The sequence below is a fragment of the Robiginitomaculum antarcticum DSM 21748 genome (assembly GCF_000365025.1).
Classification (GTDB): Bacteria; Pseudomonadota; Alphaproteobacteria; order Caulobacterales; family Maricaulaceae; genus Robiginitomaculum; species Robiginitomaculum antarcticum.
The window spans coordinates 83,872-101,797 of sequence record NZ_KB823014.1 but is presented as its reverse complement, the minus strand read 5'-3'; the positions used below and the strand labels follow the sequence as shown (position 1 = coordinate 101,797).

Here is a 17,926-nt window from a genome sequence, read left to right as displayed (position 1 = left end):
TGCACTCTTTTGCATATAAATACGCAGCCGTCTTGCGCTGGCCGCGTAAACAAAGCATATGAAGCGAAAGCTAAAATCTACCCCGATACGGAGTAAAATATGAAAGTCCTTGTCCCGGTCAAGCGCGTGCTTGACTATAACGTTAAAGCCCGCGTCAAAGCTGACCAATCCGGCGTTGACCTGTCCAATGTTAAAATGAGCATGAATCCGTTTGACGAAATTTCTGTCGAAGAGGCTGTGCGCATGAAAGAAGCCGGCACCGCTACCGAGGCGATTGTTGTCTCCATCGGCCCCGCCAAAGCGCAGGAAACCATCCGCACGGCACTGGCCATCGGTATGGACCGCGGCATTCATGTTCTCACCGACGAAGATCTTGAACCTTTGGCCATTGCTAAAATCCTTAAGGCCATTGTTGAGGCCGAAGATGCGCAGCTGGTTATTGCCGGCAAGCAGGCGATTGATAATGATTACGGCGCAACCGGCTCTATGCTCGCGGCCATGCTGGACTGGCCGCAAGGCACATTTGCCAACACGGTCGAGACCAGCGGAGGTTCAATGACCGTCAAGCGCGAAGTCGATGGCGGACTGCAAACCGTCAAACTGACATTGCCGGCTGTTGTTACGACCGATCTGCGTCTCAATGAGCCGCGCTATGCCCGCCTTCCCGATATTATGAAGGCCAAGAAAAAGACGATAGATGCCAAAACACCTGAAGATTTCGGTGTCGATACGACCCCGCGCTTAAAGACGGTCAAAGTCACAGAGCCGGCCGGACGCAGCGCCGGCGTCATCGTTGAAAATGTCGAAGAATTGGTCGCCAGTCTTAAAAAAGAAGGAGTGATCTAATGGCCATTCTTGTTGTTGCTGAACACGATAATACAGACCTTAAAGACGCGACGCATAAAACCGTCACCGCCGCCAAACAAATGGGCGGCGATGTCGATATTCTGGTCGCCGGTAAAAACATCAAAGACGTCATGGCCCAGGCGGCGAAAATCGACGGTGTGCGCCACATTCTCGGCGTTGACCATGACAGCCTGACGCGCCAGCTTGCCGAAGCGATGCAGGCCGTAATAGTTCCGTTGATGAGCGAATATGACGCCGTCATCGCGCCCGATACAACCGCGCATAAAAACTATATGCCGCGCGTGGCCGCCAAGCTTGACGTAATGCAGATCAGTTCAATCACGGGTGTGGAGAGCGCAGATACATTCATCCGTCCCATCTATGCCGGCAATGCCATGGCAACCGTGAAATCATCTGACGCCAAGAAAGTCATCACAGTCCGCACCACCGCATTTGACGCGGCGGGCGAGGGCGGAAGCGCTGACGACAAAATGCTCGATGCGCCGGCCGCGCCGACAACATCGCAATTTGTCAGCGAAGAGCTGACCAAATCCGACCGCCCTGAACTGGCGGCGGCTAAAATCGTTGTTTCCGGCGGACGCGGCGTAGGCTCTGCGGAAAACTTTGCGATCATTGAAAGCTTGGCTGATAAACTCGGCGCTGCTGTTGGCGCATCACGCGCCGCTGTTGACGCAGGATATGTGCCCAATGATTATCAAGTCGGGCAGACAGGGAAATCCGTCGCGCCGGAGCTTTATATCGCCATTGGTATTAGCGGAGCGATCCAGCATTTAGCCGGTATGAAAGACAGTAAAATCATCGTCGCCATCAACAAAGATGAAGACGCCCCGATTTTCCAAGTCGCGGATTATGGCCTTGTCGCCGATCTGTTCAAAGCCGTACCCGAGCTCGACGCCGCACTTTAAATTAAATGATATTTATTCAATTGAAGCCCGCTCATCCGAGCGGGCTTTTTTGTGTGTTTTACATACCTTAACTTTGACACAATTATAGGGAAAGAGGTTTTTAAGTTTCGCAACGGTGATTATAATATGTCGTATCTTCCGATAAATATTTTTATGCTGCTTATTTTCATTTTGGGTATGATGAGCTTGCCCGAAATAGCATCGGCTGAAAAACTTTGTAGTCTTGATGTATCCGATGACTATTTGGAAACTGAAGTTTTAGGGAACACACAAAGTGAAATTGAAAAACTCTATTCCACGAAATTATTTCCGGTTAGACGTTATGGAGATGAGTGGATTGAAACACGGTTGAATATTTGTGGTGATTATGAATTATCTGTTCAGTTTTTGGATGGGCGCGTAAAAACTATATCTTCTGAGCACAGTATTTTTTACTATAATCACATAAATCTATTCGACACTTCACTTGCTGAGATTGAAAAAGTGTTCCCCGAAGGCGATATATTTTGGGCTTGGCATGAAGGGGCCGAAATATTCTTTAGGTTTAAAAACTCTAGTTTAACCCTATCTTATGGGCACGTAGAGGGTGCTGATTTGTGTCTTAAAGATTTAAAGACCTGTCCAAAATCAGATCAATTAAAACCCAAGACCATATTTACTTATATTCCCAGTAAATGAGAGGTCACGGGCCAGAAGGTACTATATAGTCCCTCTAATATCTCTGCCAGATAGAAAACACTAATCCAGTCTCTTTGACAATGGTTTCTCCGGCGAGGGTTTGGTAGAGGCCGAGTTGATAACTCCGGTTAGCGGCTCTGTCCCAGACAATTGAGGCTTGCCCTTTAACGCTGAAATATTCACGTTGCGGGAAGATAGCGGGCTGACTTTGGATAGCAAATATCTGTCCCATAATCTGTACGGACTCGACGAGTCGAAAGCCAAGGGTCGCGTCAAGACGCCACTCATCGGGGAGGCCTTCGCTTCGCACGCGGTACCCAAATTGGGCTTCGGCAAATCCGCGCCGCGACCCCATCATGAGGCTGCGCCCCAGTAGCAGTCGGGCCTCGTAATCCGTGCCGCCTATGCCCAGCGCTCTATCAGGAATATTCTCGCCGCCGCCCGCAAATATCACGCCGCCTTGCGCCGACACTATCGTCTTCTCGTTCCGCCAGAGTGTGCGGCGCAACGCTAGTTCAGTCGGCCCGAAACCGGAATAGTCTTCGGGTCCTGCTGTCGTCTCGAAGGCCACATTTTGGTATGTCGGTTGCAGGATGATTGTCCATCTATCAGATAATCCGTGCTCCCAATAAATAGACGTATCAAACTTGCGAAATTCGGCGTCGATAGACGGCTCACCTGTCTCATCAAATTGCGTATCGGCCTGCGCGTAAACCGTCGTCGTGATAATCTGTCCTGTGCCTTTATCATAAGGCCACGCGCCGGCGCGGGCGAGCGGCGCCCAAAGACATAAAATAACTAGAACAAGCCCCCGCTTCATTTGTAGAGTAAAGCGTGTAAAGCACTTTAAAACAATCAAACGCAAATTGCATTGTGACTAAACTAAAGATTGTATATGGATATCTAGCCAGCTCGTTTAAAGGGCGTCAAAGTTTTAGCAATTTCTGCAACCCGTTGTTCAGTGAGATATAAATCATATTTGGTCTGTAAGGCGAGCATCAAACGGGCTGTGCCGCCAAAGGTGAGCTCCAGACGTTTGGCCATTTCGGGGGTGAGGGATCGCCGCTGGTTCAAAAGCGCATCAAGACTTTGCCGCGAAACGCCCAATCGCTTGGCCGCTTCGGTAACAGTCATACCCTCAGGCAATATCCAATCCTTTAGGAATCCTGCGGGGTGCTCCGGTGGTATATTAAACTCGATAGTCATAAGCTTCAGATCAGTGATAGTCCTCAAAGTCTAAAATATGGAGAGACTGATCATCCTCCATATAAATAAACGTCAGGCGCCAATTGGCGTATACAGAAATTGCATAACTATCTGAACGATCTCCTTTCAATTTGTGAGGCCGTCCGTGGGGAAGAGCCAAAAAGTCATTAATGTCTGTGGCCATACTCAAGGCCAGTAATAAACGCCTAATTTTGCTTACATATTGAGCGGGCAACAGGCTCGGGTCGTTCTTTTGTATTAAGCGCTTTAAACCTTTATGGCGTACACTTCTAATAATCATCTTAATCTCCATTTGAAAAAGTATTCAAAGGACAATCTAGGCTCACTTCGCTGTGTCAGCCTTTCGCTGACTATGCCTAGACTTGTAAGGGGGGATTACAATGATTCTGTAGTCATGATTTACATAACGTGACACGTGACGCATGTCAAGTGTCAAAATCTATATCGCGTCCAGTCCGACATCGAAATTGGGTGCGCTGTGGGTCAGCGCGCCAACGCTAATCACGTCGACGCCGGAGGCGGCAATGGCGGCTACAGTGTCAAGATTAACGCCCCCGGAGGCTTCGAGTGTGGGGCGGCGATATTGTGTCGATCCTGCGATTTTTACAGCTTCAGATAATTGCGCCGGGCTCATATTATCCAGCAAGATCACGTCCGGTTCATAAGATAAAACGGTTTCAAATTGCTCTAATGTGTCGACCTCGACGCTGATCTTGGCCATGTGATCGGCGCGCGCTTTTATGCGCGACAAAGCGGCGTCCACGCCGCCCGCCAGCGCAATATGATTATCTTTAATCATGATGGCTGCGGCGAGGCTCTCGCGGTGGGCATAACCGCCGCCCGCCAGCACGGCATATTTTTCAATCGCGCGCAGCCCTGGCGTGGTTTTACGCGTCGCGGCAATACGCGCTGATGTGCCTCTAACGGCCTCGACATAGCGCGATGTCAGAGTCGCAATCCCGCTCATACGGCCCATGAAATTTAAGGCCACACGTTCGGCAGACAAAAGACTGCGCGCCGGGCCATCTACGCGGGCGGTGACGTCATGACGTTTTACTGCCGTTCCGTCAGTCGATAAAAGTTCATAATTAACGCGGCTATCGACGAGTTCATAGGTCAGCGCCGCCAGCTGCTGCCCGCAAATAATACCCGTTTCGCGCGGCCGGAAAGACAGGGCACTATGCGCGTTATCCGGCACTAATATATTCGCCGTCAGGTCGCCGCTATTACCGAAATCCTCGATAAGCGCGCGCCGCACCATGGGCTCGATTATGACGCGGGGAAGGGGGGGGAGATCGGTCATTGTCAACTTTCATAAAGTATGTCTAAGTGCGATGATACAAAGGTAATTTGATATTTTCTGTACTGGGGTGAGCGATTTAAGTTTGATGTATTAATCTCATAGTTATGAATTAATCTCATTGTTAGTGTATCTATTGCATTATACTACGCAGTTTAGAGCCGGGGGAATAATATGTTGGGCGTCCCGATGCATCTTTTGTTAGCCATCCATGTTCTGCTAGATTTTCAAGGTCTGATCGCGCTGTAAGGTAGGAGACTTTCTCTTTATTTTTGTGCTGCTTAATGGTGATTTTCATGACTACACGTCGTGAAAACTCAATAAGAAGAGCCCGTTGTCGTCTGTTGATCTGTTCATCTAATATAAGAGTACTGGCTTGTGCATGGCGTCTTTTTTGCCGGTCTAGATATTGATCCAGTTCGTCGAGAGCCGTTAAAATTATGTCGAGTTGGTGTAAAATAAAATAAGTTAGGTCGCCTTCATCGGTTTCAGTGTGTAAAAATGCTAAACCATACTTTTTAGGCGCGCGCTTTATTATTGTCGATATAGAAACATATTCCATTAACCAGTATTTTGACCGTAACATTGACCAGTAAAATAGAGCGCGCGCAGTTCTGCCATTTCCATCCACAAATGGATGATCAAAGGACAGCATAAAGTGCAAAACTATTGCCCGAATCACGGGGTGAATAAATCGTATTTCTTCGCCCTCCCCAGCATTAGCAAAATCGCAGAGAAAACTCATCCGCCAATCAAGCTCAGTGAAATTGGGCGGAATGTGGAAAACATCACCGGTTATGCTATCTGCGACATCTACGTCATTATTGTCACGGAAGCGGCCCCCCATTTCAGGGTGCTTCAGGGTTCCTTCAGTAATAATCTTGTGGCATTGACAAATTAACTCAGGCGTGAGCATTTCGTCCTTATGATTTTTTATAAACATCATTGCCCGATAATTATTCAAAACCATACGGTCACTCTCATTTAGTGGAGTGGCTCCCTGATCGATTATTTCTCTTGCTCTTTCGCGCGTCGTCGCAGCACCTTCAAGAACTGAACTACTGAAGGGTTCTTCAAGAATTGAACGCGTTAAGTATCTGCGACTGTCGATGTCTACGCCTGTGTCTCCAGTAGCTGTAACCAAGCCGCCTGCTTTAAGATCTATTTGTCGAAGTTTGGCGAGCAGGCTGTCGGGGCGAGTATAATGAAAATTACGTTGAGGATCTGTTCTCTCAACGAGAGGAACGAAAACTCTTGTCATCATTCGAACTAACTTTACAACTGCCCAATAAAATTCAGCAGATACATTTTCAGGCGTCTTTTTCCGCCTTAACAAATCCCAGTGTAAATATTCTTTTGCACTTGAAATTTTATATTGTAACTCAGGAAGCTTTTCTGCGCTTTGCGGGTCGCTTAAATATTCACCAATGTTATTATGAGGTGGTGTTGCAGGTATTCTCATTAGTATATTATAGTCTATAAACTAATCTGCAGCAAGTTATAAATAGTATAGATTTTTATAATTTATAAACTAATCGTGGCATGCTTATAAACTAACGGCACTATCCCAAATCATCTAGGGTCAGGTAGGAGCTGCGCGCGGGGGTGGCCTCCTCGGGGAAATCTTCGCGAAAATGCCCGCCACGTGATTCTTCGCGGGCCAGCGCGCCGGCGGCGATCATTTTGGATGCAATAAGCGGATTGGCCTCGCCGACTTTAGCGATAAGGCTGTCAATTATTTCCAGCAAAATATTCAAATCACGCCCATTGCGGCGCACGCCGCAATATTGCGTCATGCCTTGGCGAAGTGTCCAGCTGACCTGCCGTCCCATAGACAGCCAAGGCTGGCTCTCGATTGTGTCCGCGCTGCGCTGCGGCATGTCATGGGAGAGGATGTGCTGCGCGGCGCGGCCGCCAAAGACGATCGCCTCCAGCAGGCTATTACTGGCGAGGCGGTTGGCCCCGTGCACGCCCGTGGCAGCGCATTCCCCGATGGCAAACAGGCCGTCCTTGTTGGTCTGCCCCACGCTGTCCGTCGCCAGCCCGCCCATATGGTAATGCACGGCGGGTGCGACGGGGATAAGCTGTGTGCGCGGGTCAATGCCCGCGCTCTGACAGATTGCAAATACGGTTGGAAATTCTTCAGGGAAGTGATCGCCAATCGCGGTGCGGCAATCCAGAAAGGGTTGCCGCCCTGCCTGAATTTCAGCAAATATAGCGCGGGCGACATCATCGCGCGGAGCAAGCTCGCCCTTGGGATGATAGCTATCCATAAACCGCAGGCCGTCAGATCCGACAAGGATTGCCCCGTCGCCGCGCAGCGCTTCGGTGGCCAGAGGCGCGGGGTCGCGGCCAATATCTATGGCGGTGGGATGGAACTGCACAAATTCAGAATCGCGTAGAGTTGCGCCAATGCGCGCCGCCATGCCCAGACTGTCGCCGCGCGCCGTCCGCGGATTGGTCGTCACCGCGAACAGTCCGCCAACCCCGCCTGTGGCGAGCACAGTCATATCGGCTTCAATACCCAGCAGCGCGCCGCTATCATTACGCGCGAGCGCGCCCGCCACGCCGCCATTGCCGTCAGGCAGTAAGCTTTCGGCGCGCCAGCCGATCAGGCCCGTCACATGGTCTGCGGCTTGGACGTGCTCCAACATGACATCTATGATCGCGCGGCCTGCGCCGTCACCTTTGACTTTGGCCACGCGCGGGCGGCTATGCGCGGCCTCCAAGCCTAAAATAAAGTCACCATTATCGGTTAAATCAAATGGTACGCCCAGCGAAAGAAGCTCTCTTACGCGGTCAGGCCCTTCAGTCGCGAGCAGAAGCGCAATATCCGGATCAACCAGCCCGTCTCCAGCCGCGATCGTATCTGCCGCATGCTCGGCGGCGCTGTCATCGGCGGAGAGCGCCGCAGCAATACCGCCCTGCGCCCATGCACTCGCCGCGCCTTTGCGAGAGCGCCTTGAGGTCAGGATAAAGACGGGGCGCGGCGCAAGCTTAAGCGCCATATAGAGACCCGCCAGCCCCGCCCCGACGATCAATACCGCGCCTGCAGGGAGGCGTTTGTGATCGAGTGTCCAATCAGATTTCATATGCAATCCATAATATGAAGGCCGTGATGCCATGGAACGATAGTCCGTGCAATGCGCGATAGGGCAGCGCCGATAGCCGCTTAAAAAGAATTTAAACGGTAAAGTTATAAAATTTAAATGGCGGATTATTCGGGTGGATCATGTCCGTTTACTAGCGCGGCGGCGCAATGCACCGGCGGTAATATTATGTCGCCGCGCGCCGTGCGGGCATAGGTCAAAAATGAGCAAAAAATTACGCGCCAGCGCTGCGCGAGGCACCGGCGCGAACACCGTTTTGCGCCGGACAACCGAATAGCGGGTATCCCGCCAAGGCTTAAATGCGGCGCGTGCTTGGGTGTGGTATAGATATTTTGAGCGCTTTTGCGGCGGCCACACCATGCCGTTATACGGATAAGCCGCATTTCATCAGAGTGAATTATGTCGTCCGGCTGGGGGATTATTATCGGGGCGTAGATATTTTTCAAGCCCAGCAAATAGGCCGTAACACGCGCGATAAAATCGGCGGCCAAAGAGAGGATATCATCCGCAGCGGTCATGGTTTCACAATATATGCGAATGACACTGCGGGGATGAACTAAGTTGAAATTCAAAAGCTTTGATGGCCGTATGGCCGTCAAAAATCCAACTTTTCAATAGGCTGCAGCATAAATTATTTTTATCTCCATATCTCAAATAGGCTGAGAAAAGCGGGATAAAAGTTTATGCAGTCGCCCTTCTGAACGGCTTAAATGCTAAATCACCTTCACATCAACTTCGGGGAGTTCGGGATTGAAGTGGCCTTTGACAGGGTCAAATTTAACGTTGATCATATCCATGACTGATTTGTGGGCGCGTTCGCGCACATCATCCGGGACGAGGACTTCGAACTGCTCATAGCGCAGACAATCATAAATATTTTCCAGTGTAATGCGTTTCATATACGGGCACAGATTACAGGGGCGGACGAAATCGACGCCCGGATTGGCCATGGCGACATTGTCCGACATAGAGCATTCGGTCAGCAGGATGACATTATTGGGACGGTTATCACTGACATAATCGCTCATCGCTTTGGTCGAGCCGGTAAAATCAGACGCGGCGACCACATCGGGCGGGCATTCGGGATGGGCCAGCACGGTGACGCCCGGATGGGCAGCGCGCATCTCGCGCACATCTTTTGCGCTAAACCGGGCATGGACTTCGCAGCGGCCATGCCAGGCAATGACTTCAACATCGGTCTGTTTAGCTACATTTTTTGCCAGATATTCATCCGGGATCATGATGACCTTATCGACGCCCCATGCCTTGGTAATGTGCTCGACAACGGCAACGGCGTTGGACGACGTGCAGCAAATGTCGCTCTCGGCTTTCACATCGGCATAGGTGTTGACATAGGTGACAATCGGAATGCCGGGATAGCGCTGTTTGATTAATTTCACGTCCTCGCCCGTGATGGAGCTGGCCAGACTACAGCCCGCTCGCAATGAGGGGATGAGCACTTTTTTATCCGGGCACAGGATTTTTGATGTATCGGCCATGAAATGCACGCCGGCCTGCACAATAATATCAGCGTCGGTTTTGGTCGCTTCAATCGCAAGGCCCAGACTGTCGCCGCGAAAATCTCCGACAAGGGCAAAAATATCCGGCGTCATATAATTATGGGCGAGAATAACCGCGTTTTTCTGTTTTTTCAGTGTGTTGATCGCGTGGACGAGCGGCGCATAGGCGGGCCATTCAAACTCTGGGATAAAGTCGGCGACTTCCGCATGAAGGTGATCGGTGGCGGCCTTGACCTCGTCGGTATAAGACAGACCTTCGGGGTAGCCGTCCGCATCATGGCCCGGCACCGCGCAGACGCCGTTTTCGACCTCGAGCGTTTGACCGATCCAGCGGCCATTTTCCCAATTGATCAATTCCTTACCCATGCGCGTCATCCTTTGTCGTGTCTGTGATTAATATATAGGGGGTGCTGGGAGGTTTCGCCAATGAAAAGCGCGATTTTAAAGTGTATGTTTGGCAGGTATTTATAGTGTGGACGCTAAAACACTGAGCATTATATATCATCAGACTGAACCATAAACCGCTAGGCGATAAACCGCAAAGAACACAATGAAGAAAAATATACCCACTCCTATCGAGAGCACAGATGCCCGCATATTTCTTTCATGATAAGTTTTCCTGTTGAGATAGATGCCCCATATTCCACCAGTAATTGCCAGACTCGGGAATATAAACAGTAAGTAAGACAGCGCCAAATAATCGAAGCGAAAAATAAGCGAATTCTTATCGATCGAAAATGTTTCGCCAATAAGAACAAATACGATTCCTAAAATGGCGATTAAAAACGCCGTGATACCAAAACTTAAAGATAGTATAGTAATGGAACGGTATTTTTCAGATTTTTTGTACTCTCATAATTTCGGCAGATCACTTACCAGCGCCTCAAAGCAGTTCAAAAATACCGCTTCAGCTTTGACCACGGGCAGGGGGTCTATTGTCATGGCGAGCTTTTTCGGCGGGTGGATGAAGAACTGATCGGCTTCCTCTTCTGTGAAGCCAGCAATCTGCGTGGCTTCGAACCAAGCGCAATAAATATCGCATTTTTTAATCTGCTTTTTAAGCGCGGCCGGCATTTTGGGCGGCAAGCCGTAGCGCAAATGAATGGCCTGCTCTAGCCGCGCTTCAAAGCTTTTATAATCCAGACCGAGCGCGTGTTTAAACGGGCTAATCATATCCCCGATCACATATTCCGCGGCGTCATGGAGCAGGGCCATTAAGCGGTCTTGCTGGCTGGCTTCGGGGTGAAGCGTGGCAAAAAGGTCATGCACGACAACGCTATGCTCGGCGACGCTAAAGGCGTGATCGCCGCGCGTCTGTCCATTCCAGCGCGCGACCCGGGCGAGGCCGCGGGCAATGTCTTCGATCTCAATATCAAAGGGCGAGGGATCAAGCAGGTCGAGACGGCGGCCGGACAACATGCGCTGCCATGCACGTTTGGGGGGAGTTTTTGTTCGTGGCATTAGCCGCGACTAGCACGGCAAATTTGCCTAGCCTAGCGCATAAGCAAATTCTTCGCGGTAGATAATTTAGTAGAATACAAAACACTCAATCAAAAATACTATGTGCTGCAGGTGCAAATGATCTTAACACCTTCAGATGTTGAGTTTTCCATCCACACAAAAGTATCAGAGTAGCCTGAATCTAAATTATATTCCGAAATGAAATCACTAGCCTTACAAAAAGGGTTGGCCTCTCCAGTTCCACGAATAGATCGTTGACCGGACTTCACCAGCTCAAAAAGACGATCTGCAATAATCGCAGCTTCCGGTTCTCCCTTCGCAGTTCTTGTGCAAGTCTTGATTAGGCTCTCGACTCTTCTTTTATCATAAAGAGCGTTCGATCTTTCACTATCGATCTTTTGATTGCTGCTAAGATGTTGAGCAGCAATGTCATTGCTCTTGTCTGCTAGAATAATCTGCCATGCTCCAAAAACTATAGCGGCAATGGCGCTGCTAATAGCTAAAATCGCTGTGAGATTAAACTTACTCTTTTTCGTATTTCGCTTAGATACCATGTAAAAACTCCTCTAAAGGAATATTACTTATACGCCATGCTGGTAAATCGCAAATTAGTCTACCCTGCGCACAAAAATCGCGCCCGCGCTATAGCCCGCGCCGAAAGAGCAGATCAGGCCGGTTTCGCCGTTTTTGAAATCATCACTATATTTATCAAAGGCGATGATCGATCCCGCTGATGACGTATTGGCATATTCGTCAAGCACGACGGGCGCTTTGGAAATATCGACATCTTTGCCGAGGACCTTTTTCGCGATCAGCACATTCATGTTCAGATTGGCCTGATGCAGCCACATGCGCTTTAGCTCATGCGGGTCAAGGCCATTGGCCACGCATTGCTCGGTGATCATTTTAGCGACCATCGGCACGACTTCTTTGAACACGCTGCGCCCGTTTTGCACGAACAATTTATCCGTCAGGCCCTTGCGGCCCCGCTCACCATATAGCCCGTCATCTTCGGGGGCGGCTGAGTTGAGGAAGCCGAAATTATTACGGATATTATTAGAAAACTGCGTGACGAGTTTAGAGCCTATCACGTCCCAATGCTCGGCGGGCGCAATATCGACATGCTCGAGCAAAACTGCGGTCGCCACATCCCCAAAGATAAAATGCGCGTCGCGGTCTTTGAAATTTAAATGCGCGGTGCAGATTTCGGGGCTGCACACCAGTATCGATTTGGCCTGTCCTCCCGCGATCAGGCCGCGCGCTGTCTCGATTCCGAAGGTTGCGCTACTGCAGGCCACATTCATGTCAAAGGCAAATCCGGACGTGCCGAGCAGATGCTGCACTTCGACCGCAATTGCCGGATAACCCCGCTGGAGGTTAGAACAGGCGACAATCACCGCATCAACGTCTTCGGGTTTGCGTCCTGCTTTTTGCAGCGCTATTTTGGCGGCGTTGACCGCAATTTCCGCCAGAATTGATGGCTCATCATTACTGCGCGCGGGGATGTGTGGCGCCATTCTTTCAGGGTCGAGGATGGCGTCTTTGGAGATGACGAAGCGCGATTTTATACCTGACGCTTTTTCAATAAATTCAGCCGAGCTGTGCGCCAGCGCGTCTTTATCACCCGCCTCGATCTCTGCAGCATTTTCGTTGTTCCATTTGTCGACATAGGCGTTGAAACTCTCGACCAGCTCCGCATTTGAAATTGATTGTTCAGGGGTCCAGAGTCCGGTCGCGCTGATTACTGAAGTCATAGATGTGCCCTTTTCATATCGGTACACAATAGCGGCTCCGGCGCGCAGGGCCAGCAGAAATTATCCGTGATATGCCCCGCCGCGCGCGGTGCAGCTGACCTCATGGTCATTAATCATACCGACGGCCTGCATGAAGGCGTAGACGATAACAGGGCCGACGAATTTAAAACCGCGTTTTTTTAAATCTTTGGACAGAGCCTCCGATTCGAGCGATTTGACGGGCGCGTCACCAAATGCGTCCCAGCTGTTGACGATAGGCTCGCCGCCGACAAAACTCCATAAATACGCGCTGAAATCCAGACCTTCTTCGTCGCGCATTTTGCGGTAAATTTGTGCATTGGTGATGGCGGCTTTGATCTTAAGCTTGGAGCGGATAATACCCGCATCCTGCATCAATGCGTCAAATTTTGCCTCGTCATAATGCGCGATAATATCGGGATCGAGACCGTCAAATGCGGCCAGGATATTCTCGCGCTTACGTAATATCGTAATCCACGCCAGTCCTGCCTGCATGCCGTCTTGAATCAACTTGGAGAATAGCGCTTTGGAGTCGCGCACAGGCACGCCCCATTCCAGATCGTGATACTGGCAATATAGCGCATCGGCGGACGGCACCCATGCGCAGCGCGGGGTATCAGGCCGGTGTGTCCAAAGCTTATTCCGCTCCATCTGGCGATCCCATAATCTGAACCGGTGCGCCGTTGAGTGTCGGATCTTGCGTTGCGGACTTGAACCGGTCAAGGCGGATCATGGCCATGCCCATTGTGTTTTGCGCGCTCATCACTGTTCCGATCACGCGCTCGCCGCACATAATGTCGTCGCCAACTGCGAATACATTGTCGCAGATAATACCGCGCGCGCGTTTCTTGGCTATGGTCATGCGCTTCATGCGGCTGGCTACTTCTTGGCCGACAAAGCAGCCTTTTTTGTAATCTACGCCGCCCAGTAAATCCATATTGACATCTGCCGGAAAGACTTTCGCCGTGTCAAAGTCAAAATGGCTGTCGACAACGCCCAGCGAGAGTCGGTGGGCATTGTAATCGTCAAGTGACGCTGTCGCCGGAAGTGCAGCGGCGATGACGCGGCGCCCCAGCGATGGATGACGCGGATCAACCTGCCCCATATCTGCCTCATCCGCCTCATCGCCGAATATGGCGTAAGATTTCAGGTCTGCGCGCTCTATCGTGATAGGCGCGCGAAGCCGGAACATTTTCAGGCGCTTTTCCAGATCATCAGAAAATTTGCTCGGCGTCGCTAGATAGAGCGCCGTTTCACCGTCGCGGAACAAAAAGAAATCGGCGATGATTTTGCCCTGCGGCGTGAGCAAAGCGCCGAACTTTGCAGGCGGCGGCATAGTGCATGTGACGATCCCGTCCAGCCATGCATAGACGCCCTCGCCTGAAAGGCGCAATATCGTATCGGGAAGGAGCGTAATTGACATAGTTATCTATAATCGCGCAGAGTGGTGACGGGAAGGCTTAAAAATTGTAAACTGCTTTATAAGGCGATATTAGATGAAACATATTTTCAGCCTATTTTTTTCAAGCTTTGCGGCTTTAGCGCTTGCATTTGTCCCAATGGCTTATGCACAGGAGGATGAAGAGACATCCTCGTATTCTGAGTGGCATACGCAGGACGGAAAACTGACTATTAACGTAGAGTCATCAGTACGTGTGCGCGGCGGAGTTCAAATTACATCAGTCGAGTACATGTCAGCTGATCGATTAGACGGGCCCGGCGGCGTTGGCTTTATGTGCGCGAATGGAGATTTCATTGCCTTAGTCAGTCTTGAGGGGAGAGCAAACACGCACAAACTTATTACGCAGTCGATAGGTGATGATGTGGGAAAGACAAGACGGACCAAGCCCAAAGTGACAATCGGCGGTCAAAAACGCAGTCATTCAGTCTGGATGGCCAACCTTCGCCACAATGTTATGTTGCCGCTGGATCCCAGCTTATCCAAGAAAATATATAACGCTGCAATTTTAGGGGAAACGGTCACGATAGAGGACGTACGCGGTGTCGATGATTTTACCTTACACCTCCCAAAACCAAACCAGGACTTCGCCTATTATGGAGGTGGCTGCGGTATGGGCCGAAATGCCGGAAAATAGCAAAAAAGAAGTCTCCTCCAAACAGGGTTAACAGCACCTTAATTGTCACTAAAATTTCATAAAATTTCGGGATTGCAATTTTTCGCAAATGGGGTTTTATTAAGCTATCATTAGCTGCCGGATTGTCTGGCCGCATTACGAAAGGAGGTGTATCTTGGTTATCTTTTTTGGGGGGTCTGCCCGAAGCTGTTAAATCAGCACTTTCGTAAAAATCGAAATGGGTAAACGTGCTTTCTAACGTCAAAGCCGGCATGATGTCCGGTCGACCCAAACTTCAAAGCGTGCCCCTCTGATACTGTCAGGGGGGCATTGTTGTATCTGGAGGTGAGCTTATCTCCGCTGGTTTGCGCCTAAAACGGGCAGGGGGCCTTAAATGTCACCCGCGCGCCGCCGGCCGGATGAAAAATTGACAGAGTATGAGCATGAAGATACAGCCGCGGGGCCGCGGCATATATCGCATCAGGCGCGTAAAGCCGGTCGCCAAGAATAGGATGTCTTATATAAAGCATGTGAAGGCGCAATTGGTGTGACCGCCCCGTAACCGGGGTCAGCTTTATCCGGCTTGTGTTTTTGTGATCACACGAAATAACTTCCCAGCGCGTCACCGCTTTGCGGCCCTGCGCGAAATCAATCATCTGCAACGGCCGGCGCGGCCAATCACAAATAATCGCCGCGTCTATTTCGCCATTATCCGAATCGGGATGGCCTGATATCTGCGCGATGTAGCTTTTTTCGACATGGCGGCGCTCAAATTGCAGCCCAATATGACGCATCGCCTCTGGCGTACGGGCGAAGATGATGACGCCCGATGTCGCCATATCGAGGCGGTGCACTATCCTCGCCCCGGGATAGGCGGCGGCCATGCGCGAGCTGAGACTGTCTTTATGGCCGTCTGATTTACCGTCGACGGATAACAGACCCGGGGGCTTGCTCGCGACAATAATGTGGTCATCACAATAGATAATATCACGGCCTTGGGGCGTAAAATCTGTCGCAGGAGGCGCATAATCAAAGATGCGCCCGTAATGCGGCGGGCGGAAGATACCGTCATGTGTCTGCATTTTGCCTGAAATTGCGCTCATCGGGTTATCTAACACTGTGTTTTGCATTCCGGGTCAACCCTTTAGCCCGGAGCGTTGACTCGCTGTTTTGCCAAGTAAAGCTTAAGTCATTAACCGATCATTAACCACCTTATACATGATTTAATCCAATATGACACAATTTGAGTGCAATTGAGCGGAACACTCTACTTGTAGCAGGCGTATGTCCTGCACATATCAAAGGGGAGCATTAGCGCCCTAAACTGTAGAGGTTGTCATGACTATGATTACACTGCCCTTATCCGAACTCCCCCGCCTCAGCGCGGCGGCTATGCTGCGGACACACCGCAATAGCGTTCTTAAAATGGCACGGCGTATTCGCAGAGACGGTCTTTTAAACCCTATTTCTGTCGTCATATCTGGTAAGCATTTCAGCGTCATTGACGGTAAAATCCGTCTTGCCGCGTTGCAATTGCTGCGCATCACACATCGCCTTCCGCGTGGATTGTCCCGCATCCCTGTCGAGATTACGCAGGGCGGCGTGACGGCGCGTGAGCATCCCGTACTTGTCACTGAAGCCGAGCTTGTGCGCCGCATATTGCGTGCTGAAGAGGCGGGCGAGTCTCCGCTAGCCATTGCTAAGCGTTTTGCGTGCAGCCCGGAATATATGCTCAAAATACGCAGCCTTGATAAATTGCACCCGCACATTATGGATTATTTTTGCGAGGGTCATGTGTCGCTTGATCAAGCGGCGGCTTTTGCGACCTTACCGAATAAGGACGCACAATGGCGCCTATTGCAGGAATTGGGACCATTTGCTCATGCCTCTGAGGTTATCAAAGCTATTTTTGACGGTGAAACTGTAATCGAGACAGCGGACGGTAACGTTCATATTCTTCCCAGTCGTAAGACCCCGCCGCGCGGACCAAAACCGCGCATCGCTGCCTAGACAACGGGGCAATCTCTTGCGATGACGGGTCTCCTATCAGGAGGCCGTTATGGCAATTGCGCGAAGTGTTGACCGGCGTTTGTTTTTCCTCATTGACCGCAGCCATGCGCGACTGGGTAAAAAAGCCGATAAAATTTTGCGCGCGCAGGCCGGTCTGGGCCGGGCTCAAGCCGCGGTTCTCACCTATCTGGGATATAATGACGGATGCCGCCTGAGCGAGCTTGCCGGCGGCGTTGGACATAATAATTCCGCCATCACCGCGCTCAGCGACCGGATGGAAAGCGCGGATCTTTTGCAACGCCGCAAAATGCTGTTTGACGGGCGCGGCCGCACGGTACATTTGACAGAAAGAGGCTGGGAAAAACGCGTTATCGTCATGGACGTCATGCGCGATTTTAATGCCGCCCTGCGCAAAGGGTTTAGCGAGGCTGAGCTTGATATGATCTTCCGATTTTTAAATACCGCCGAAGATAATCTGGACTCCGTTTTGCCAGACTTCGAACCGGGTTCAGACACTTAGGTGCTGGATAGCAAAGATGACGCGGGCTCCGAAACGCGATATATCAAAGATATGAGATTGTTTCGCTTTATACTACCCGCGCTTTGCGTGGCCGGTCTGACAGGCCCGGCATATGCGCAAACAGAGACGCCCCGTCAGCCGATTGACGCCCGTATAGAGGCAGACATGGTCGCTATGCCCAATATGGTGCAGGCATTGGTGAAAAATTTGGGGCAGCTTCATTATCTGCGCACCTTATGCTTTGGCGATACTGATCAGACCTGGCGTAATTATGCCCAGCGGATGATGGATATCGAAGCGAAAGGGGACTCCACAAAACGCAGTGCTCTGGTTGATGCGTTTAATACGGGATATTACGATCAGAAAGATCGGTTTTCACAATGCTCCAACGCGGTCTCTACTGACGCAGCGGCGCTGGCCGAAAACGGGCGGCATCTGGCCAATATGCTGGCTGACCCTTATCGGGAATAGGCGACAATTG

Annotated in this window: 21 protein-coding genes; 7 read left to right on the top strand and 14 right to left on the bottom strand. The window is 50.7% G+C overall.

Features of this window, described 5'->3' with window-relative positions; translation table 11 throughout:
- The first annotated feature begins 99 nt into the window (after window positions 1–99).
- The 3 genes from H142_RS0112470 to H142_RS0112460 all read left to right on the top strand — a co-directional run bounded on the left by H142_RS0112470 (window position 100) and on the right by H142_RS0112460 (window position 2,450).
- A complete protein-coding gene (locus H142_RS0112470; RefSeq protein WP_017932483.1) occupies window positions 100–846 on the top strand; it encodes an electron transfer flavoprotein subunit beta/FixA family protein in 747 nt (248 codons plus the stop codon).
- Window positions 846–1,772, top strand: coding sequence for an electron transfer flavoprotein subunit alpha/FixB family protein (locus H142_RS0112465; protein ID WP_017932482.1), 927 nt, complete (start codon window positions 846–848; stop codon window positions 1,770–1,772). Before H142_RS0112470 ends, H142_RS0112465 begins: the two co-directional genes overlap by 1 nt.
- A 153-nt stretch (window positions 1,773–1,925) precedes the next feature.
- On the top strand, window positions 1,926–2,450 hold the full coding sequence (locus H142_RS0112460; protein WP_156812026.1) for a hypothetical protein: 525 nt from the start codon (window positions 1,926–1,928) through the stop codon (window positions 2,448–2,450).
- Window positions 2,451–2,484: 34 nt separating this feature from the next.
- Here H142_RS0112460 and H142_RS15745 read toward each other — a convergent pair whose 3' ends face one another.
- From H142_RS15745 to ygfZ, 13 genes are all read right to left on the bottom strand, one after another.
- The gene (locus H142_RS15745) at window positions 2,485–3,270 is read right to left on the bottom strand and encodes a hypothetical protein (protein ID WP_017932480.1); all 786 of its coding nucleotides are present in this window, start codon (window positions 3,268–3,270) and stop codon (window positions 2,485–2,487) included.
- 83 nt (window positions 3,271–3,353) lie between these two features.
- On the bottom strand, window positions 3,354–3,656 hold the full coding sequence (locus H142_RS15740; RefSeq protein WP_033315311.1) for a HigA family addiction module antitoxin: 303 nt from the start codon (window positions 3,654–3,656) through the stop codon (window positions 3,354–3,356).
- A 10-nt stretch (window positions 3,657–3,666) separates the two neighbouring features.
- Window positions 3,667–3,957: a type II toxin-antitoxin system RelE/ParE family toxin gene (locus tag H142_RS0112445; RefSeq protein ID WP_169331864.1), complete on the bottom strand. Its 291-nt coding sequence runs from the start codon at window positions 3,955–3,957 to the stop codon at window positions 3,667–3,669.
- A gap of 159 nt (window positions 3,958–4,116) precedes the next feature.
- Complete coding sequence (nadC, locus tag H142_RS0112440) at window positions 4,117–4,980, bottom strand: carboxylating nicotinate-nucleotide diphosphorylase (protein WP_017932477.1); 864 nt, start codon at window positions 4,978–4,980, stop codon at window positions 4,117–4,119.
- 130 nt (window positions 4,981–5,110) lie between these two features.
- On the bottom strand, window positions 5,111–6,439 hold the full coding sequence (locus H142_RS0112435; RefSeq protein WP_017932476.1) for a Fic family protein: 1,329 nt from the start codon (window positions 6,437–6,439) through the stop codon (window positions 5,111–5,113).
- A 100-nt stretch (window positions 6,440–6,539) separates the two neighbouring features.
- A complete protein-coding gene (locus H142_RS0112430) occupies window positions 6,540–8,069 on the bottom strand; it encodes an L-aspartate oxidase (RefSeq protein ID WP_017932475.1) in 1,530 nt (509 codons plus the stop codon).
- A gap of 125 nt (window positions 8,070–8,194) precedes the next feature.
- On the bottom strand, window positions 8,195–8,605 hold the full coding sequence (locus tag H142_RS0112425) for a hypothetical protein (protein ID WP_017932474.1): 411 nt from the start codon (window positions 8,603–8,605) through the stop codon (window positions 8,195–8,197).
- 195 nt (window positions 8,606–8,800) lie between these two features.
- Window positions 8,801–9,982, bottom strand: coding sequence for a quinolinate synthase NadA (nadA, locus tag H142_RS0112420; protein WP_017932473.1), 1,182 nt, complete (start codon window positions 9,980–9,982; stop codon window positions 8,801–8,803).
- Between the two features lie 477 nt (window positions 9,983–10,459).
- Window positions 10,460–11,068 carry an HD domain-containing protein gene (locus H142_RS0112415; protein WP_026148038.1) on the bottom strand — a complete coding sequence of 203 codons (609 nt, stop codon included), beginning with the start codon at window positions 11,066–11,068 and terminating at the stop codon, window positions 10,460–10,462.
- A 98-nt stretch (window positions 11,069–11,166) separates the two neighbouring features.
- Window positions 11,167–11,622, bottom strand: a complete 456-nt coding sequence (locus H142_RS0112410) for a hypothetical protein (RefSeq protein WP_017932471.1) — start codon at window positions 11,620–11,622, stop codon at window positions 11,167–11,169.
- Window positions 11,623–11,676: 54 nt separating this feature from the next.
- Window positions 11,677–12,822, bottom strand: a complete 1,146-nt coding sequence (locus H142_RS0112405; protein ID WP_017932470.1) for a beta-ketoacyl-ACP synthase III — start codon at window positions 12,820–12,822, stop codon at window positions 11,677–11,679.
- A gap of 60 nt (window positions 12,823–12,882) precedes the next feature.
- On the bottom strand, window positions 12,883–13,491 hold the full coding sequence (locus H142_RS0112400; RefSeq protein WP_017932469.1) for a DNA-3-methyladenine glycosylase I: 609 nt from the start codon (window positions 13,489–13,491) through the stop codon (window positions 12,883–12,885).
- The gene (gene ygfZ, locus H142_RS15735) at window positions 13,478–14,263 is read right to left on the bottom strand and encodes a CAF17-like 4Fe-4S cluster assembly/insertion protein YgfZ (RefSeq protein ID WP_017932468.1); all 786 of its coding nucleotides are present in this window, start codon (window positions 14,261–14,263) and stop codon (window positions 13,478–13,480) included. Before ygfZ ends, H142_RS0112400 begins: the two co-directional genes overlap by 14 nt.
- A 73-nt stretch (window positions 14,264–14,336) precedes the next feature.
- Here ygfZ and H142_RS0112390 point away from each other — a divergent pair, with 73 nt between their 5' ends.
- Window positions 14,337–14,936, top strand: coding sequence for a hypothetical protein (locus H142_RS0112390; RefSeq protein ID WP_017932467.1), 600 nt, complete (start codon window positions 14,337–14,339; stop codon window positions 14,934–14,936).
- 350 nt (window positions 14,937–15,286) lie between these two features.
- Here H142_RS0112390 and H142_RS0112385 read toward each other — a convergent pair whose 3' ends face one another.
- Window positions 15,287–16,018: a pseudouridine synthase gene (locus H142_RS0112385; RefSeq protein ID WP_233341688.1), complete on the bottom strand. Its 732-nt coding sequence runs from the start codon at window positions 16,016–16,018 to the stop codon at window positions 15,287–15,289.
- 235 nt (window positions 16,019–16,253) lie between these two features.
- On the opposite strand from H142_RS0112385, the gene H142_RS0112380 reads away from it, so the two are divergent.
- From H142_RS0112380 to H142_RS15730, 3 genes are read left to right on the top strand one after another with little or no spacing between them, the layout of a single operon-like run.
- A complete protein-coding gene (locus H142_RS0112380) occupies window positions 16,254–16,925 on the top strand; it encodes a ParB/RepB/Spo0J family partition protein (RefSeq protein WP_017932465.1) in 672 nt (223 codons plus the stop codon).
- A 49-nt stretch (window positions 16,926–16,974) separates the two neighbouring features.
- Complete coding sequence (locus H142_RS0112375; protein WP_017932464.1) at window positions 16,975–17,445, top strand: MarR family winged helix-turn-helix transcriptional regulator; 471 nt, start codon at window positions 16,975–16,977, stop codon at window positions 17,443–17,445.
- Entirely contained in the window at window positions 17,446–17,916 is a 471-nt protein-coding gene (locus H142_RS15730; protein ID WP_017932463.1) for a TIGR02301 family protein, read from the top strand.
- Window positions 17,917–17,926: the final 10 nt, after the last annotated feature.

Bases quoted from the DNA above. Each gene is read 5' to 3' on its own strand.
- H142_RS0112470 (WP_017932483.1), top strand. From the start codon at position 100: ATGAAAGTCCTTGTCCCGGTCAAGCGCGTGCTTGACTATAACGTTAAA.
- H142_RS0112465 (WP_017932482.1), top strand. From the start codon at position 846: ATGGCCATTCTTGTTGTTGCTGAACACGATAATACAGACCTTAAAGAC.
- H142_RS0112460 (WP_156812026.1), top strand. From the start codon at position 1,926: ATGCTGCTTATTTTCATTTTGGGTATGATGAGCTTGCCCGAAATAGCA.
- H142_RS15745 (WP_017932480.1), bottom strand. From the start codon at position 3,270: ATGAAGCGGGGGCTTGTTCTAGTTATTTTATGTCTTTGGGCGCCGCTC.
- H142_RS15740 (WP_033315311.1), bottom strand. From the start codon at position 3,656: ATGACTATCGAGTTTAATATACCACCGGAGCACCCCGCAGGATTCCTA.
- H142_RS0112445 (WP_169331864.1), bottom strand. From the start codon at position 3,957: ATGATTATTAGAAGTGTACGCCATAAAGGTTTAAAGCGCTTAATACAA.
- nadC (WP_017932477.1), bottom strand. From the start codon at position 4,980: ATGACCGATCTCCCCCCCCTTCCCCGCGTCATAATCGAGCCCATGGTG.
- H142_RS0112435 (WP_017932476.1), bottom strand. From the start codon at position 6,439: ATGAGAATACCTGCAACACCACCTCATAATAACATTGGTGAATATTTA.
- H142_RS0112430 (WP_017932475.1), bottom strand. From the start codon at position 8,069: ATGAAATCTGATTGGACACTCGATCACAAACGCCTCCCTGCAGGCGCG.
- H142_RS0112425 (WP_017932474.1), bottom strand. From the start codon at position 8,605: ATGACCGCTGCGGATGATATCCTCTCTTTGGCCGCCGATTTTATCGCG.
- nadA (WP_017932473.1), bottom strand. From the start codon at position 9,982: ATGACGCGCATGGGTAAGGAATTGATCAATTGGGAAAATGGCCGCTGG.
- H142_RS0112415 (WP_026148038.1), bottom strand. From the start codon at position 11,068: ATGCCACGAACAAAAACTCCCCCCAAACGTGCATGGCAGCGCATGTTG.
- H142_RS0112410 (WP_017932471.1), bottom strand. From the start codon at position 11,622: ATGGTATCTAAGCGAAATACGAAAAAGAGTAAGTTTAATCTCACAGCG.
- H142_RS0112405 (WP_017932470.1), bottom strand. From the start codon at position 12,822: ATGACTTCAGTAATCAGCGCGACCGGACTCTGGACCCCTGAACAATCA.
- H142_RS0112400 (WP_017932469.1), bottom strand. From the start codon at position 13,491: ATGGAGCGGAATAAGCTTTGGACACACCGGCCTGATACCCCGCGCTGC.
- ygfZ (WP_017932468.1), bottom strand. From the start codon at position 14,263: ATGTCAATTACGCTCCTTCCCGATACGATATTGCGCCTTTCAGGCGAG.
- H142_RS0112390 (WP_017932467.1), top strand. From the start codon at position 14,337: ATGAAACATATTTTCAGCCTATTTTTTTCAAGCTTTGCGGCTTTAGCG.
- H142_RS0112385 (WP_233341688.1), bottom strand. From the start codon at position 16,018: ATGAGCGCAATTTCAGGCAAAATGCAGACACATGACGGTATCTTCCGC.
- H142_RS0112380 (WP_017932465.1), top strand. From the start codon at position 16,254: ATGACTATGATTACACTGCCCTTATCCGAACTCCCCCGCCTCAGCGCG.
- H142_RS0112375 (WP_017932464.1), top strand. From the start codon at position 16,975: ATGGCAATTGCGCGAAGTGTTGACCGGCGTTTGTTTTTCCTCATTGAC.